The sequence below is a fragment of the Pseudomonas fluorescens genome (assembly GCF_040448305.1).
Taxonomy (GTDB): domain Bacteria; phylum Pseudomonadota; class Gammaproteobacteria; order Pseudomonadales; family Pseudomonadaceae; genus Aquipseudomonas; species Aquipseudomonas fluorescens_BH.
This window is the reverse complement of the sequence record NZ_CP148752.1, coordinates 2,952,005-2,967,016: the sequence shown is the minus strand read 5'-3', so window position 1 is coordinate 2,967,016 and position 15,012 is coordinate 2,952,005. Positions and strand designations below refer to the sequence as shown.

General features: G+C 60.7%; 17 protein-coding genes. 5 read left to right on the top strand and 12 right to left on the bottom strand.

Features of this window, described 5'->3' with window-relative positions; all coding sequences use genetic code 11:
- Positions 1-6: 6 nt before the first annotated feature.
- From WHX55_RS13495 to WHX55_RS13475, 5 genes are read right to left on the bottom strand one after another with little or no spacing between them, the layout of a single operon-like run.
- Entirely contained in the window at positions 7-837 is an 831-nt protein-coding gene (locus WHX55_RS13495) for a DUF2797 domain-containing protein (protein WP_150724071.1), read from the bottom strand.
- On the bottom strand, positions 834-1,094 hold the full coding sequence (locus tag WHX55_RS13490) for a DUF1315 family protein (RefSeq protein WP_056727623.1): 261 nt from the start codon (positions 1,092-1,094) through the stop codon (positions 834-836). The genes WHX55_RS13495 and WHX55_RS13490 overlap by 4 nt, the downstream gene beginning before the upstream one ends.
- A 32-nt stretch (positions 1,095-1,126) precedes the next feature.
- Positions 1,127-1,996 (bottom strand): rhomboid family intramembrane serine protease, encoded by an 870-nt coding sequence (locus WHX55_RS13485; protein WP_150756454.1) that lies wholly within the window; start codon positions 1,994-1,996, stop codon positions 1,127-1,129.
- Positions 1,993-2,964: a metallophosphoesterase gene (locus WHX55_RS13480; protein ID WP_150724073.1), complete on the bottom strand. Its 972-nt coding sequence runs from the start codon at positions 2,962-2,964 to the stop codon at positions 1,993-1,995. The genes WHX55_RS13485 and WHX55_RS13480 overlap by 4 nt, the downstream gene beginning before the upstream one ends.
- A complete protein-coding gene (locus WHX55_RS13475) occupies positions 2,964-3,854 on the bottom strand; it encodes an NAD(+) kinase (RefSeq protein ID WP_008016128.1) in 891 nt (296 codons plus the stop codon). Before WHX55_RS13475 ends, WHX55_RS13480 begins: the two co-directional genes overlap by 1 nt.
- Positions 3,855-3,971: 117 nt before the next feature.
- Here WHX55_RS13475 and WHX55_RS13470 point away from each other — a divergent pair, with 117 nt between their 5' ends.
- Positions 3,972-4,922, top strand: a complete 951-nt coding sequence (locus WHX55_RS13470) for a DUF1853 family protein (RefSeq protein WP_150724074.1) — start codon at positions 3,972-3,974, stop codon at positions 4,920-4,922.
- Between the two features lie 158 nt (positions 4,923-5,080).
- Here WHX55_RS13470 and WHX55_RS13465 read toward each other — a convergent pair whose 3' ends face one another.
- Positions 5,081-6,184, bottom strand: coding sequence for a DUF2855 family protein (locus WHX55_RS13465; RefSeq protein WP_353742862.1), 1,104 nt, complete (start codon positions 6,182-6,184; stop codon positions 5,081-5,083).
- A gap of 54 nt (positions 6,185-6,238) precedes the next feature.
- On the opposite strand from WHX55_RS13465, the gene WHX55_RS13460 reads away from it, so the two are divergent.
- Positions 6,239-6,898 carry a TetR/AcrR family transcriptional regulator gene (locus WHX55_RS13460; protein ID WP_353742861.1) on the top strand — a complete coding sequence of 220 codons (660 nt, stop codon included), beginning with the start codon at positions 6,239-6,241 and terminating at the stop codon, positions 6,896-6,898.
- A 23-nt stretch (positions 6,899-6,921) separates the two neighbouring features.
- On the opposite strand, the gene WHX55_RS13455 is transcribed toward WHX55_RS13460, so the two are convergent.
- A complete protein-coding gene (locus WHX55_RS13455) occupies positions 6,922-7,482 on the bottom strand; it encodes an NAD(P)H-dependent oxidoreductase (RefSeq protein WP_150758175.1) in 561 nt (186 codons plus the stop codon).
- Between the two features lie 175 nt (positions 7,483-7,657).
- Here WHX55_RS13455 and WHX55_RS13450 point away from each other — a divergent pair, with 175 nt between their 5' ends.
- The gene (locus WHX55_RS13450; RefSeq protein WP_008051885.1) at positions 7,658-7,885 is read left to right on the top strand and encodes a hypothetical protein; all 228 of its coding nucleotides are present in this window, start codon (positions 7,658-7,660) and stop codon (positions 7,883-7,885) included.
- 88 nt (positions 7,886-7,973) lie between these two features.
- Positions 7,974-8,867: a LysR family transcriptional regulator gene (locus WHX55_RS13445; RefSeq protein WP_353742860.1), complete on the top strand. Its 894-nt coding sequence runs from the start codon at positions 7,974-7,976 to the stop codon at positions 8,865-8,867.
- Here WHX55_RS13445 and WHX55_RS13440 read toward each other — a convergent pair.
- The 5 genes from WHX55_RS13440 to WHX55_RS13420 all read right to left on the bottom strand — a co-directional run bounded on the left by WHX55_RS13440 (position 8,833) and on the right by WHX55_RS13420 (position 14,099).
- Entirely contained in the window at positions 8,833-9,447 is a 615-nt protein-coding gene (locus WHX55_RS13440; RefSeq protein ID WP_150724079.1) for a GNAT family N-acetyltransferase, read from the bottom strand. The genes WHX55_RS13445 and WHX55_RS13440 overlap by 35 nt on opposite strands.
- Before the next feature lie 14 nt (positions 9,448-9,461).
- A complete protein-coding gene (locus tag WHX55_RS13435) occupies positions 9,462-11,717 on the bottom strand; it encodes an arginine/lysine/ornithine decarboxylase (RefSeq protein WP_353742859.1) in 2,256 nt (751 codons plus the stop codon).
- A gap of 124 nt (positions 11,718-11,841) precedes the next feature.
- The gene (gene dnaQ, locus WHX55_RS13430; protein ID WP_046037200.1) at positions 11,842-12,600 is read right to left on the bottom strand and encodes a DNA polymerase III subunit epsilon; all 759 of its coding nucleotides are present in this window, start codon (positions 12,598-12,600) and stop codon (positions 11,842-11,844) included.
- Positions 12,601-12,795: 195 nt separating this feature from the next.
- A complete protein-coding gene (rnhA, locus tag WHX55_RS13425) occupies positions 12,796-13,248 on the bottom strand; it encodes a ribonuclease HI (RefSeq protein ID WP_007979123.1) in 453 nt (150 codons plus the stop codon).
- 92 nt (positions 13,249-13,340) lie between these two features.
- Positions 13,341-14,099, bottom strand: a complete 759-nt coding sequence (locus WHX55_RS13420) for a methyltransferase domain-containing protein (protein ID WP_007988453.1) — start codon at positions 14,097-14,099, stop codon at positions 13,341-13,343.
- A gap of 65 nt (positions 14,100-14,164) precedes the next feature.
- On the opposite strand from WHX55_RS13420, the gene gloB reads away from it, so the two are divergent.
- On the top strand, positions 14,165-14,932 hold the full coding sequence (gene gloB, locus WHX55_RS13415; protein WP_150724082.1) for a hydroxyacylglutathione hydrolase: 768 nt from the start codon (positions 14,165-14,167) through the stop codon (positions 14,930-14,932).
- The last annotated feature ends 80 nt before the right edge of the window (positions 14,933-15,012 follow it).

Genomic DNA, 15,012 nt, shown 5'->3' with positions numbered 1-15,012 from the left:
GAGTCCTTACTGATGCACGGCGAGCTGGTAAGCCGTGTATTTACGAATATTGATCACGCCGGTATCGAAGATCAGGTATTGGCCCTTGACCCCCATCAGCGTGCCTTCGGCAATCGGGTTCTTGTCCAGGTTGAAGCTGACGATCTTCGCCGGGTACTGCTCGACCGGGTAGCGGATTTCCAGCGGTTCGACATCGGTCACCGGCTGGATCGCCTGCAAGCCAAATCGCTGCTGCAACCCGAGCAAGCCTTCAGCGCAGCTGTCGAACAGTCGATCGCGGACCTCGGCCAGGTTCACCGCCGCCGCATCGCCCTTGAGCAAAGCACGCCAGTTGGTCTTGTCGGCCACCTGGCTGCGGAACAGATCCTCGACGAAACCGGACTGCTGGCGGGTCGATACGCGCATGATCGGCAAGGCCTGACTCGCACCCTGGTCGAGCCAGCGGGTCGGCAGCTGGGTAGCACGGGTAATCCCGACTTTGACCCCCGACGAGTTGGCCAGGTACACCACGTGGTCGGTCATGCAGAACTTCTCGCCCCACTCAGGTTCCCGGCAGGTGCCGGCATCGAAGTGGCAACGCTCCGGACTCATGATGCACACGTCACACTGGGCCAGCTTGGTCATGCACGGGTAGCAGTAACCCTGGCTGAAACTGGTTTTGGTCTTGCGTCCGCAATGGACGCAGTGGATCGCACCCAGGTATTCCAGGCGCACCGTGGTGCCGATCAACGGATTGACCGGGACCTCGGTTTCGCCCAGACGGAAAGCGTATTGCACGTTCGGCCCGTCCAGACGCGCCGACATTTTGCTGATTGCACCGCGGCCAATCTCGATCAATGGATGGCATCCGACTTGAACAGGATATTCGGCACTTGAATCGACTTCGAGCTGCACTCCTGCGGACCCATGTAGCCGGTACGCTGGTCCTCGGGCAGGTTCTGGATTTCCCAGGCGATCATCGCCTGCAGCGACAATTCGCGTTGTTCCGCGGTGAGCTTGCCACCGTCGGACCATTTGCCGATTTCCACGGCCAGTTTCAGGCTCTCGTAGATATCAGGGGTGATGTTGTTGATCATTTCGTTAAAAGAGGACATTGGGTCTCCGTCTCTTTGTTGCATGTTCTGAATTAGGCGGCCAGTTTACGGCGGTTATACAAACCGCCCAACAAACCGCTGAAGCATCCGATGAGTAACCCGCTGACGTGGGCCGCGTTGGCGATTTCGCCGAAGCCGATCATCGACACCAGCCCGGACAGGCACAGCAGCAACCACACCAGCATCATCACCAGCACGCCGCGCGGCAGGCGATAAGCCGGGTTCGGTGCCAGCAACTGGAAGATCCAGCAATGCCCGAGCAGGCCGTACAGTACGCCGGACAAACCGCCGAACAAGGTCGGGCCGCTGAACAAATACTGGGCGAAGTTGGACACCAGGCTGAACAGCAAGGTCAGGCCGATCAGGTTGATACTGCCCTGGCGCGACTCGATACGCCGCCCCAGTTCCCAGTACCACATACCGTTCATCGCCAGGTGCAGGATGCCGAAGTGGATCAGCATCGGCGTGACCAGGCGCCACCACTGCCCCGCCGCCAGGCTGTCGGCCAGTGGCGTGAAGTGGATGTACTCGCCGACCACGCGGAATTCGAGGAAGGTCAGCCAGCGCATCGTTTCAAGGTTGTCACCCAGCAAGGTGATCGCGCCGACGATCATGCTCAGCAGCAATACCAGCGCGGTGGCCCTGGCGTATTTCAACTGCTCGACGAACCCCGGACGGTTGACGGTTTGCGCCAGCGGAATGTCCAGTTGCTGATCGGGATCGCCCGCCGGAAAACGTTCGTACAGTGCACGCACGTCTTCACTGATGTTCTGTGGCACCCATAACACCTGCTCGCCAGCTTCCTCGCTGACCCGGTGGGGCACTTGCATGCGCTTGAGCAGGGTGACGAACCCGCTCAAGTCCACCGCCAGGGGCAGACGCAATACCGCTACAGCACTCATTGCAGCACCTCCGGCCGCTCGACATCGACCCAGACGAATTTTTGCGGATCCAGGCGGGTTTCCTGATCCAGTCGGTAGGCAACCAGTTTGCCGTACAGCACCGCGCTGTAATCCAGGCAGGCCAGGTTCGGCCGGATCGGTGCCGGCTTGCCGCTGCGCCAGTAATGGCCAACGAACAACAGCGGCTCATCGATGCCGTAGCGCAGCAAACTGTTCTTTTCGGTGGACGTCAGCGGCGTCCGGGCCACGGGTTCCGGCAGTGCATCCGGCTGGAACACGATGTCGCCGTAGGTTTTCGGATCGTCTTCCCAGAACTTGGTCCGGAAGAACGAACGCACCAAGCCGTCGCCGCTGGTCATGGTCAGGCCATGGGGCAAGCGCATATCCGTGCCGCGCAGCAGCCGGTCGAATACGGTGCAGGCAAAAGAGCCCGACTCCGCCGACGCCTGGAGAAAATGCTCATCGACGCAACCGTTGGGGAACAACGCCCGCAGCGGCTCGATCAGCCCGGCGTCCCAACAGGCGTGGACCACGCGAAAACGCCCGGCATCGACGAACAATGGCAATTTGTAGAACCATTGCTGGAAGTCATGCCAGTCACCCGGATGGTGTTCGAACTGGGTCAGGGTTTCGTGCAGCAGGCGGGCATGGCGCGGCGTGTGCTCGCGCACGAACTGCTTGCCGCTGCCGGGCAGCGCCGGCGTGCTCCAGCCCAGCGCGTTGAATTCATGGTTGCCCATGATGCACAGCGCCTGACCGGCCTCGACCATGTCGTGGACGATATGCAGCGCCTCGCGAATACGCGGGCCGCGGTCGATGATATCGCCGACGAACACCGCCATGCGCGAGGCATGCCGCCAGACGCCACCCTGCTTGTGATAACCGAGTCGGTCGAGCAAGTGCTCCAGGGTCAGAGCGCAACCGTGCACGTCACCGATCAGGTCGTAGCTACGCGCGGGATCGAGCATCAGTCGCCTCCACCCCCCAACTTGCTGCCCCAGCCGAGCTTGGTCCGGCAGACTTCATAGTAGTTGTGGTCAAGCGGGTGAATCAGCCGCAGTTTCTGGGCTTTCTTACTGACGGTAATGGTGTCGCCCGGCGCGCAGGTGAAGTGGTTCTGCCCGTCGCACGAAACTTGCGGGTAAATCTGCATATCCTTGGACACGACGATTTTCAGCTCACTGTTACCATCGACCACGATGGGTCTACCTGACAAGGTATGGGGGTACATCGGCACAATCACAATAGCGTCGAGCTTGGGATGCATGATCGGCCCGCCGGCGGACAACGCGTAGGCGGTAGATCCGGTCGGCGTCGCGACGATCAGGCCGTCGGCCTTCTGGCTGCAGACGAACTGGCCGTCGATGTACAGCTCGAATTCGATCATTCGCGTGGATTTGCCGGGGTGCAGCACCACATCGTTCAGTGCATCACCCTGGCCGATGGCCTCGCCGTGGCGACGGACTTCGGCCTGCAACAGGAAGCGGTTTTCCACCAGATAGTGGCCGTCCAGCACTTCGGCGACCTTGGTTTCCAGCTCATCGGGACGGATGTCGGTGAGGAAACCCAGGCTGCCACGGTTGATGCCGAGCACCGGAATATTGTGCTTGGCCAGCGCCCGGGCGGCGCCAAGCAGGCTGCCGTCACCACCGACCACGATGACCATGTCGCAGACTTCGCCGAGCATCTTGCGCGACGAGGTTTGCAAGCCGTGCCCTGGCAGCACTTCGGCGATGGTGTCTTCGAGGATCACGTGCAGGTGACGATCGAGCAGAAACCGTTTCAGTCGGCGGACGGTATCCAGCACCTGGGAACTGCCCAGGCGACCGATGATGCCGATATTGCGAAATTGCTCCATGGGGCTCCTGCGGGGATCTGCGTGGCGGCGAAAACCACGATTATGGGCGAAAGCCGTCCGTAGACAAAATCCTTTCAGCTTCAAGGGTGTGCCCGGGTTTCGGGCTATGCTCGCAAGATGATGCTATTTCCCGATTTGCTCCACCTGCCCCATCAGTTACGCCATCCCGAAGTGCGTGACCTGGCGTGGGTCATCCTCGCGCCGCCCATGCTGGACGATACCCCGTGGCCGCAGCGCCACCCGCTGGCCGGCAGCGACTGGGTGCAGGCACCGGATCGGCTGGAGCATTGGCTGCGCCAGCTGGATCGGGACAGTTATGGCTTGCTGCACTGGCTGGCCCAGGCCCGGACCCGGCGTCTGGGCTTGTATTACGAACGCCTCTGGCAATTCGCCGTGCAGCATGCGCCGGGCATAGAACTGATTGCCGCCAACCTGCCGATTCGCCGCGAGGGGCACACCCTGGGTGAACTGGACATGCTGCTGCGCGACCGCGACGGCGTGCATCACCTGGAACTGGCAATCAAGCTCTACCTCGGCCCGCAATCCGGCGACGGACACGACACCGCCCAGTGGCTGGGCCCGGGCTGCCACGACCGGCTCGACCGCAAACTGGCGCACCTGAGCCAGCATCAGTTGCCGATTTCCGCTCGCGCCGAAAGCCGTGAAGTACTGGCGGCGCTGGATATCCAGGCGTTCAGCGCGCATTTGTGGCTGGGGGGTTACTTGCTGTACCCCTGGCCCGGACAGGCCGCCCCGCCGTCGGGTGCCCATCCACAGCATTTGCGGGGTCGCTGGTTGCATCAAAAGGATTGGCCGGCGTTATTGGCCCAGAGCCCGCCCGGTCGCTGGCAACCCCTGCCGCGCCACGCCTGGCTGGCGCCGGCGCATTATTCGGCCGAACACACCTGGAACCCGGGACAGATGCAGGCGTGGCTGGATGACCTGGACCCGTTGGCGCCGGCACAACTGCTGGTGCGCCTGACGGAAAATGCCAGCGGCGACTGGGAAGAGGCTGAACGGCTGTTTCTGGTGGCGGATCTTTGGCCGAATGTGCCGGGTAATGCCTGAGTTTTGCCGTGTATGAGCTGGCCCCATCGCGAGCAGGCTCGCTCCCACAGGGAACTTCAGTGGATACAAAACTTGCGTATGACTGAGATCCAATGTGGGAGCGAGCCTGCTCGCGATGGGGCCAACCCGGTCTAAACGGACAACCGCGCCGAATCACATCACAAGCGAATCACATGCCCCTCCACGGGTGGGACCTGGCCATGGACCAAGCGGGAAATGACCCTTTGCGCCGCCTCGTAACCCTGACTTTCAATGACTTCCAGCAAAGGCTTTTCGCTCCCGGTCACTCGCTGGAAAAACCGCACCAACCCTTCGCCGATATGCTGGCTGACCCCTTCCGGCCCCCATTCGGCATTGCGCTTGCGGATCTGGATCGGCGCAAAAAAGAACACCGGTTGCGGCCCTTCGATAGCCGTCAACCGTGGCTCATCGATACTTTGCGCAGAGCCTGCGAAACAACTGTAGAGCAGGTGCCCGGCAAAGTGCTGGTGGACCTGATCGCGTAGATTGAGGTCGCCGGAAAAATCCACGTACAGCGTAGGACGGTCACCGGTGAGGTTGGCCAACTCGGCATAGGGCAGCACGTGTTCGTAACAACCGAGGGTTTCGACAAAGGCTTTGTTGGCGGCGGACGTCAGCGCCACACGCTCCAGTTGCGGATGATTTTCCAGACACACGGCCGTGCCGTAGGCGGTTTTGCTGGAAGCGCTGGAGAACACCAGGCGGGTCGCATCGAAAAACCGGTTGTCCTGCAGGAAGTCCGCCAGCATCGATGAGGTCAGAAACAACGGCTTGAGCAATATCTGCAGATTTTCGGTTTCTGGCCTGTAGTACAAATCCCAACTGCAGCGCGTGTATTGGTTGTACGCCGAGGTCAACCCCGACCGGTGTTCGGCGCCATCGTAAAAGCCGCGCTCGGTGACCCGTTCCGGACGCATCCACAGGTGGCTGGCCAGCGGAAAGTAACCGTAGAAACGTTCGCCCACCTCGATGCCATCCACCATTGATGCAATGACGTCGGCAAACCCCCAGGCCGGAACGTGACCCCAATCCGCCAGGCCTGTAGGAAAGAAACCCCAGTAGTTCATTGAATCGCCATAAGCCGCGTACGTAATGTTGTTGGTGGTCAGTGCGCAACGATCAATCTTCAAGATCACCTCGCCGGCTGCCGGGATCAGGCTACGTTGTTCCTGCTCGATCCGGCTCTGGTCCAGGGCATTTTTACGAGTAATCAGGCGTGTTACCGTGGTGAAATCCTGCATGTTCGGTCTCCTGCTGCGACACAGTGGCGGGTCACTCAAGAGTAATCACAGCCGATGAAGAGTGGGTTCGGAAACACCAAGGGCCATTCGCCCACCCTCAATTCCCGCGCCAAGCCGCTGAAACGGCCGAGTCAGGCCCGGGCGATTTTCACCGTCGAGGCGATTTACGAGGCTTTTGTTCGGATTTGGCAGCGTGATGGCTGGTCAGGGCTGACCACCCGGGAAGTGGCATTGGAAGCCGGCGTGGCGATTGGCACGCTGTATGACTATTTCCCGAGCAAGGAAGCCCTGCTGTCGGGTTACATCCGGCATCGCCTGGATGTATTGCTGGCGCAAATGGATCAAGACGTCATCCAGCCAACCGACCTGGACTGGCAAACTCGCATCAAGCGTCTTGTGTGCCTGACCTGCGACCCTGACGATGCCCGACAACCCCTGTTCAACCATGCCGTGTCGCTCATCGAGCATCAGATCGCCGAACCCAAGCATCATCGAAGGGTGTACGAGGAACTTTCGCAAAAATGGCGTGAAGCCTTTGCTGCTTGCCGCGATTTGCCGATGCAGCCATCAGCACCGACTATTGAAGCCTGGGTGATCATGGCTTGGGGCGGTCGCCGCTATTGCGTCACGGCGCAACCGGCGGCGGAGCAAACTGCCGCCTGGTTGTTGGAAATGGAAACGATGATTTGTAGCCGGTTATCCAGCGCTTCGTAGGACAAAGCGCTGGCCAATGAACATCAAGCTTTCTTGTGCTGTTCGACCCATTGCCCATAGGCATTGATGAATTTTTGCAGGAACGGCTTGACCGACTCGGACAACCTGCCCGCCTCGTCGAACGCCGAACCGGCGTTCCCCAGATAGGCCTCCGGTTGCTGCATCATCGGCACATTCAGAAACACCATGGATTGACGCAGGTTGTGATTGGCACCAAACCCGCCGACGGCCCCCGGCGAAGCACTGATAACAGCCCCCGGTTTACCGTTCCAGGCACTTTTGCCGTATGGACGCGAGCCGACGTCAATCGCATTCTTCAGCGGCGCCGGCACCGAACGGTTGTATTCCGGGGTCACGAACAACACCGCGTCGGATGAGCTCACCTGTTGTCGGAAAGTGCTGTAGGCTGCCGGCGGTGAAGCGCCATCGATGTCTTCGTTATAGAGCGGCAGATCGCCAATTTCGACGATGTTGAGCTTGAGATTGGCCGGCGCCAGTTCTATCAGGGCCCGTGCGACCTTGCGGTTGATCGATTCCTTTCTCAAGCTGCCGACCACGACGGCGATCGTATAGACGTTGCTCATAAGAGTTTCTCGACTGTCCGATAGGAAGAGCTTGTAGTTATAGATGACGATTCAAGCAGCGGGCGACCGAAAACACCGTCCCTGACTATTTTTTTCCCGTAGGAAAACTTACCTCGCCCAAGTACGGTCTACAGTGCCGCAAATTGAGTGATTTATCTCCAGAGGTTCTAAGCAGATGGCAGCAGTACTCGTCGGTCAGTTCCATGCAAGAGACGCGGAGGGCCGTATTTATTCGGTGCACGAGTTCCAGGACTCCACCCCGGCGGTAGACGGTTCAGGCCCTGTCACCACCTACAAGCTGGCCATTGGCGACCGTGTCAACAAGGTCGACGACAATGAGTTCATGCTGGTGCAAACCGGCGTGACCATTACCCGCGAACCGCAAACCGCCAGCGTTTCATAACCCGTCGTTATGAGCAGAAGTCATAAGCGCGGACTTGGGGTAGGATTCAGCCACTGACTCCTCCACTTGCTGAACATGGACTTCACGCATGCGCTTACGCCATATCGAAGTGATCCAGGCGCTCTTGCAGACCGGTCACCTGGGCACCGCCGCCGAATGGCTGCAGTTGCCGGTGGCCGAAGTCGAGCACTTGCTACGCGACGCCGAGGATCAGTTGGGTTTCATGCTGTTCGCCAGCGTTCGCGGACGATTGCAGGCCACCCGCGAAGCGCGGGAATTGCAGGTGGAAATTGCCCGGGTCTACGATGCGCTTGAACCGGTGCAGCGCCTGGCCAACAGCCTCAGGCAATACCTGGCGCCGCCGCTGCGCATCATCTGCACCCCGCCTCTGGCCAACCAATTGTTGCCACACAGCATCGCTGCCCTGCGCCGACGCCTGCCCGACGCGCCTTGCACACTGCTGAGCCAGCCGACCCGCGACATCGTCAGAAGCCTGCTGCTGCGTGACAGCGATCTGGGCCTGAGCCTGCATGACCCCGATCACGCCGACCTCGATTGCCAGGTGATTGCCCAGGGCAAACTTCAGTTGCTCGCCCCCCATGGCTGGCTGCAACCGAAACAGAAATACATTTCGCTGCAGGATCTGGCCGGTCAATCAATGATCGGCCTGGAAGGGCACGACCCGTTGAGCCCGGCACTGGAAAACAAACTGCACGGCTTGCGCCCTGCCCCGGTGATTCAGACCCGGGTCCAGACGCATCAGATGATGCGCAGCATGGTCGAGGCCGGCGAAGGCCTTGCCATCGTCGACCCCTTCACCGCCCTCGGCGCCAAAGCCTCGGGACTGGACGTCTGCCCGCTCGCGCCAGCGGTCCCGATCAGTCTTTACGCCATGACCCTGAAAAACGCCGAACCGTCTGCGGCGGTTCAGGCACTGTTGGCCATCGTCACGGAACAAGCCGCGGCGATGCTGACGAACTGAACGGGTTTTCCAGCGGATTTTCGAACAGTCGATACCAGAACAGCGCCACTTCGGCGGTGTTCGGATCGATGCCGCGATAGCGCAGATGATCGATCCCGCCAATCAAGTAACCACAGCGTTCATAGAGCCTGCAAGCCCCCAGGTTGTTGTTCTGGGTTTCGAGCATGATGCCCGGGAGCTTTTTCTTGCGGCTCCAGAATTGCGCCACATCCAGCAGGGCCTTGGCCACACCATGCCGTCGGGCCGGTGCGTGCACCGCCAATTCATCGATATGGGCAAAGCCGTTCCAGTTGATACTGACCACCAGGTGTCCCACGGGCTGGTCATCCAGATACGCCATGAAAATCGCGCTGTCGGCGCCATCGCGAAAGCTGCTGAATTCCTCGGGGTCGATGCCGTAGCACTTGCGATAAGGCGTGATCGAGGTGACCGGCCACTGTGCCACCGGCTTGCCTATTTCGGCCGCACCGTAGGCCGCGACTTCAAAACTGAAATCACTGCCCCAGATATAGGCGGCAAAACCCTCGTCGGCAACCCGTACCGACAACCCTGGATAATTCGGATTTATAACCGGCTGCATACTGGGAAAGGTCCTCATTCCTTGATGCAATCGACGGTGTAGCACCGTCCACTGCCCTGATCTTCATGTTGCAATCCGTGCACATCAGCAACGAACCCCGGAAAACTGCTATCGAACGTGCGGGCAAATGCCAGGTAATCGATGATCGAGCGGGTTGATTCGGTAAAGCGCTCACCCGGCATGATCAGCGGAATGCCGGGCGGATACGGCACCAGCATCACCGCCGCGATCCGCCCGTCCAGCGCATCGATCGACACGGCTTCGACTTCACCGCGCACCAATTGATCATAGGCGTCCGCCGGCTTCATCGCGACTTCCGGCAGTACGGTGTACATGCGCTTGAGGTGCCTGGCGGTGGCGTTGCTGCGATAACAGGCATGTAACTGATCGCACAGATCACGCAGGCCCATGCCCTGATAGCGCGCGACATTCTCTTGCGCCACGCAGGGCAGGCAACTGGCCAGACTGACGTTGGCGTCGTAGCTGCGCTTGAACTCCAGCAGTTCGGTGAGCAGCGTGCTCCACTTGCCCTTGGTGATGCCCATGGAGAACAACACCAGGAACGAATACAGCCCGGTCTTCTCGACCACCAGGCCACGCTCCCAAAGGAACTTGCTGACCACCGCCGCCGGAATCCCGCGCGCGCTGAGGGCGCCACCGGCCGTCAACCCCGGCATCACCAGCGTGACCTTGATCGGGTCGAGCAACACATAATCGTCGGTCACGCCGCCAAAGCCGTGCCAGTCGGCATCGGGCTGCAGCAACCAGTCCTCGGTGACGACCCGCTCGATGCCTTGTGCCGACGGTGGTTGCCAGATCGAAAACCACCAGTCATCCGCGGCTATGTGCTGGCGCAAGTTAGCCAGCGCCCGGCGAAAACTCAGGGCTTCGTCGAACATTTCCTGCAACAGCGAACGCCCGGCCGGCCCTTCCATCATCGCCGACGCCACATCCAGCGAGGCGATGATGCCGTACTGCGGCGAGGTCGAGATGTGCATCATGAAGGCTTCGTTGAAGCGATCCCGGTCCAGTTGCCGCGCACCGCCATCGCGCACGTGAATCATCGATGCCTGACTGAAGGCCGCCAGCAACTTGTGGGTCGAATGGGTAGTGAACACCAACGGGCTGTCTGCATCACGGGACGTGCCCATGCCGTAGCGCCCGGCAAAGAACTCATGAAACGCCGCATAGGCGTACCAGGCCTCGTCGAAGTGCAACACCTCAACGCTATTGCCCAGTTGCTGCCTGATCAGCTCGGCGTTGTAACAGAGGCCGTCATAGGTGGAATTGGTCACCACCGCGAGCTTGACCTTCGGTGAACGGCCCTTGGTCAGCGGACTGGCGTCGATCTTGGCCTGGATCGATTCGCGGCTGAACTCACTCAGGGGAATCGGGCCGATGATCCCCAGTTCATTACGCTCCGGACACAAGTACAGCGGGATCGCGCCGGTCATGATGATCGAGTGCAGCACCGACTTGTGGCAATTGCGATCCACCAGCACCAGGTCATCGCGGGCAACCACCGAGTGCCAGACAATCTTGTTGGCCGTGGAGGTGCCATTGATCACGAAAAAGGTGTGATCGGCGCCGAAATTGCGTGCCGCGCGGGCCTCGGCTTCAGCCAGGGGGCCAGTGTGATCGAGCAAGGAGCCGAGTTCGGGCACCGACACCGAAAGGTCCGAGCGCAGGGTGTTTTCCCCGAAAAACTGGTGAAACGCCTGCCCGACCGGACTTTTGTGATACGCCACGCCACCACCGTGACCGGGGGTGTGCCAGGAGTAGTTGGAGTCCGCCGTGTGTTGCACCAACGCCTTGAAAAACGGCGGCAGCAGGCCATCGAGGTATTTGCGCGCAGCGCGGGCCACCTGCCGGGCGAGAAAGGGCACGGTGTCTTCAAACAGGTAAAGAATGCCGCGCAACTGGTTGAGCTCGGCCATGGCGTCGGCGGGGGCGTTTTCCAAGGTCACTTTTTCGCCCAGGGCGAAGATCGGCAGATCCGGTGCACGCACCCGCGCCAGTCCGATCAGTTCGGCCATGTTTTGTAACAGATGGGAGTGGGTGCTGGCGTCTTCAGAGGCAATCAACATGCAGGACAGGCCATGGTAAGTCGATGCCACCAGCCGGCCTTCGGTGTAGTCCACCGCCGAAACGACGCTGAACCCTTCCTGCTCCAGCTCCCGGGCAATCCCCCGCACACGGTCGCCGGCGACGCTGTCAGCCTTGATGTCGCGATGGACAATCAGGACCGGGAATTTCAAGTCTTTATACATGAGGCTCAGTGTCCTGAGGCGGCAGACCAGAGCCTGCCAATCACCTCAGGGTAGAGTGTTGCAGAGGATGTGGCGAGCGGGATGCCCTGAAATGGGTCACAAGGTGTCCCTTTTTTTGAAAGGGTCAAGCCTGCGCTTCAGCCTCGGCCAGTTGCACCCACAACGCCGGGGCACCCGCGGATTTGCCGATGATTTCCAGGCGCGCCGCGTGGCGGGCCAGGTCGTCTTCGCTGGCGCGGATGATGCGCGTCGGCTGGCGGTCCGCCGGCAAACGACGAATCTCGGTGGCCGAATTGTCCGCCCCTTCACCGGAGCCATTGCCATCGGAGGCGTTGCCGGCCAGGGACAGACTGGTCTGCCCCCCGGTCATGGTCAGGTAGACGTCGGCGAGAATCTCGGAGTCGAGCAAGGCGCCGTGCAGTTCACGACCGGAGTTGTCGACGCCATAGCGTTTGCACAAGGCGTCGAGGCTGTTGCGCTGCCCCGGGTGACGTTCCCGGGCCATCATCAGGGTATCGAGGATCGAGCAGTGCTGCGTGATGTCCGCGCGGTCCTGCTGGCCCATCAGGGCGAATTCGTTGTTGATGAAGCCAACGTCGAACGCCGCGTTATGGATGATCAGCTGCGCGCCCTTGATGAACTCGAAGAACTCTTCGGCCACTTCGGCAAAACGCGGCTTGCCCACGAGGAATTCGTTGGTAATGCCGTGGACGCCAATGGCGCCCTCGTCACTTTCGCGATCGGGTTGCAGGTACACGTGAAAGTGCCGGCCCGTCAGGCGTCGGCCGATCAACTCGACACAACCGATTTCGATAATCCGGTGGCCGTCGGTCACCGGCATGCCGGTGGTTTCGGTGTCGAGTACAACGGATCTGGTGGCCATCAGTGCTCAGCTCTCAATCGGTCAATCGTGCAAAAGCGGCGATGTTAACACGCTCGCCGGGGTCTTTCAGGTGGACCGTGTTGCGCCCTTCGCGAGCAGGCTCGCTCCCACAAGAAATCTTCGGCATATGGAAATCAACTGTGGGAGCGAGCCTGCTCGCGAAGGGCCGCAACACGGTGTATCGGTTGAACCGAATCAGCCCTGCTTGTACCCACGCACTTCATCGACGCCACGGTTGGCCAACTGGTCGGCCCGTTCGTTGCCGTGATGGCCAATGTGCCCGCGCACCCATTTCCAGGTGACCTTGTGACGGTTGACCTGCTCGTCGAGCAACTTCCACAGGTCAGCGTTTTTCACCGGTTCCTTCGCCGCGGTTTTCCAGCCGCGCTTCTTCCAGTTGTCCATCCACTCGTTGATGCCTTTCATCACGTACTGGGAGTCGGTCACCAGCAGCACCTCGCAAGGACGCTTGAGCTCTTCCAGGCCACGGATCGCGCCCATCAGCTCCATGCGGTTGTTGGTGGTATTGGCTTCGCCGCCCCACAACTCCTTTTCGACGCCCTTGCACACCAGCAGTGCGCCCCAGCCGCCAGGGCCGGGGTTGCCTTTGCAGGCGCCGTCGGTGAACAGTTCTACGCTATCGCTCATGCCAATCTATCCAGAAAATGCGCTGGCCCGCCGATCGCTGACCGACGGCGCCCGAAGCCGGGACAGGCCCGGCCGCAAATGAAAAGTGTGTATTACGGTTCGATGTTGCGCCGGTTGACCTTGGCCATCGGCAACGGGATCAGCTTGCCCATTGGCTCGCGCCGCTCCTGACGGACCGGTCGCAGGCCCACCACGATCTTGCGCGCCACCAATAAATAGAAGCCGCCGCCCGACAATTGCCAGTCACCGGCCTTGCGCTCCCAACCGGCCAGGCGGGTCTGCCACGCCGGCGACGCAAGCGGCGGACGATAGCACCCGAAGCGGCGTTTCTCCAGCGCGAAGCCCAGCAGGTTCAGCCAGTCCGCGACCCGTGACGGCGAAATGCAGCGCGCCTTGCGCAGCGCATCCTGGGCAAACACATGCCGCAAACCCCAACTGCTCCAGGGGTTGATGCCGATGATCAGCAGATGCCCGCCGGGGCGTACGCTGCTTGCCGCCTCGCGGAGCAGACCGTGAGGCGACAGGCAGAAATCCAGGCCATGCTGCAGCACCACCACATCGGCGGCATGTTCACTCAGCGGCCAGGCCTGCTCCTCACAAACGATCTCGACCCCCGGCAACGGCGCGCCAAGGCGCACATTGCGCTGCACCTGGGGAGCCGACGGCGGGGTCTGGGCCGAGGGACCGTAATGCACCAGATAGCCACCAAAGAACCGCCCGAGCTCGTCTTCGAGCATGCGCCGCTCTTCGTCCAGCAGAAATTGCCCGAGGGGACCGGCCAGCCACTCGCGGGCGGCGCTGATCAACGCCAGCCAGTCAGGATCGGCTTGTGCGAACGCTTTATCAGTCATTGCATTCTCCAACGCGCCAGGAAGTTCTAAGATGCGCCAATGTTTTCCGCTTGGCGAATCCGACGATGATACAGATCACTGCCCTGCCCGCCTTCACCGACAACTACATCTGGTTGTTACAAGACCACGGCAGCAAGCGCTGCGCGGTCGTCGACCCGGGTGATGCCGGCCCCGTACAAGCCTGGCTCGCGGCCAATCCGGGCTGGGTACTGAGTGATATTCTGATCACTCATCACCATCATGACCACGTCGGCGGCGTCGAACAGCTGAAAAAAGCGACGGACGCGAAAGTCTATGGTCCGGCCAGCGAAACGATCCCGGCGCGGGACGTTGCGCTCAAGGACAACGACAAAGTCAGTGTGCTCGGCTGCGACTTCGACGTCCTCGCGGTCCCTGGTCACACCCTGGGGCATATAGCCTATTACCATCACGGCTTGCTGTTCTGCGGCGACACACTGTTTGCCGCTGGCTGCGGACGTTTGTTCGAAGGCACGCCACAGCAAATGTACAGCTCGCTGACACGCCTCGCCGGGTTGCCGGATGACACGCTGGTGTACTGCACCCACGAGTACACCCTCGGCAACCTGAAGTTTGCCGCGGCCGTCGAACCGAACAATCCGGACACCGCCGAGCGCCTGGCCAAAGTCGCCCGCCAACGGGAATCCGGGATCATGACGCTGCCCTCGACACTGGCGCTGGAAAAGCTCACAAACCCGTTTTTGCGCTCCGGTGAAACATCCGTTAAAGAAAAAGCGGACGAACGGACCGGCACCGATAACTCGGCGCCCGATATGGTTTTTGCTGCGCTTCGAGCGTGGAAAGACAGGTTCTAAAGGGGCGTATCAAGATTGCAACAATTCTGAAAGGTTGACCGCGCAGGGTGCGCTTTCTAGAATCGCCCGACATTTTTGCC

Bases quoted from the DNA above. Each gene is read 5' to 3' on its own strand.
- WHX55_RS13445 (WP_353742860.1), top strand. From the start codon at position 7,974: ATGCGCTTACGCCATATCGAAGTGATCCAGGCGCTCTTGCAGACCGGT.
- rnhA (WP_007979123.1), bottom strand. From the start codon at position 13,248: ATGAGCGATAGCGTAGAACTGTTCACCGACGGCGCCTGCAAAGGCAAC.
- WHX55_RS13440 (WP_150724079.1), bottom strand. From the start codon at position 9,447: ATGCAGCCGGTTATAAATCCGAATTATCCAGGGTTGTCGGTACGGGTT.
- WHX55_RS13490 (WP_056727623.1), bottom strand. From the start codon at position 1,094: ATGTCCTCTTTTAACGAAATGATCAACAACATCACCCCTGATATCTAC.
- WHX55_RS13435 (WP_353742859.1), bottom strand. From the start codon at position 11,717: ATGTATAAAGACTTGAAATTCCCGGTCCTGATTGTCCATCGCGACATC.
- WHX55_RS13475 (WP_008016128.1), bottom strand. From the start codon at position 3,854: ATGGAGCAATTTCGCAATATCGGCATCATCGGTCGCCTGGGCAGTTCC.
- WHX55_RS13455 (WP_150758175.1), bottom strand. From the start codon at position 7,482: ATGAGCAACGTCTATACGATCGCCGTCGTGGTCGGCAGCTTGAGAAAG.
- WHX55_RS13450 (WP_008051885.1), top strand. From the start codon at position 7,658: ATGGCAGCAGTACTCGTCGGTCAGTTCCATGCAAGAGACGCGGAGGGC.
- dnaQ (WP_046037200.1), bottom strand. From the start codon at position 12,600: ATGGCCACCAGATCCGTTGTACTCGACACCGAAACCACCGGCATGCCG.
- WHX55_RS13420 (WP_007988453.1), bottom strand. From the start codon at position 14,099: ATGACTGATAAAGCGTTCGCACAAGCCGATCCTGACTGGCTGGCGTTG.
- gloB (WP_150724082.1), top strand. From the start codon at position 14,165: ATGATACAGATCACTGCCCTGCCCGCCTTCACCGACAACTACATCTGG.
- WHX55_RS13470 (WP_150724074.1), top strand. From the start codon at position 3,972: ATGATGCTATTTCCCGATTTGCTCCACCTGCCCCATCAGTTACGCCAT.
- WHX55_RS13485 (WP_150756454.1), bottom strand. From the start codon at position 1,996: ATGAGTGCTGTAGCGGTATTGCGTCTGCCCCTGGCGGTGGACTTGAGC.
- WHX55_RS13480 (WP_150724073.1), bottom strand. From the start codon at position 2,964: ATGCTCGATCCCGCGCGTAGCTACGACCTGATCGGTGACGTGCACGGT.
- WHX55_RS13465 (WP_353742862.1), bottom strand. From the start codon at position 6,184: ATGCAGGATTTCACCACGGTAACACGCCTGATTACTCGTAAAAATGCC.
- WHX55_RS13460 (WP_353742861.1), top strand. From the start codon at position 6,239: ATGAAGAGTGGGTTCGGAAACACCAAGGGCCATTCGCCCACCCTCAAT.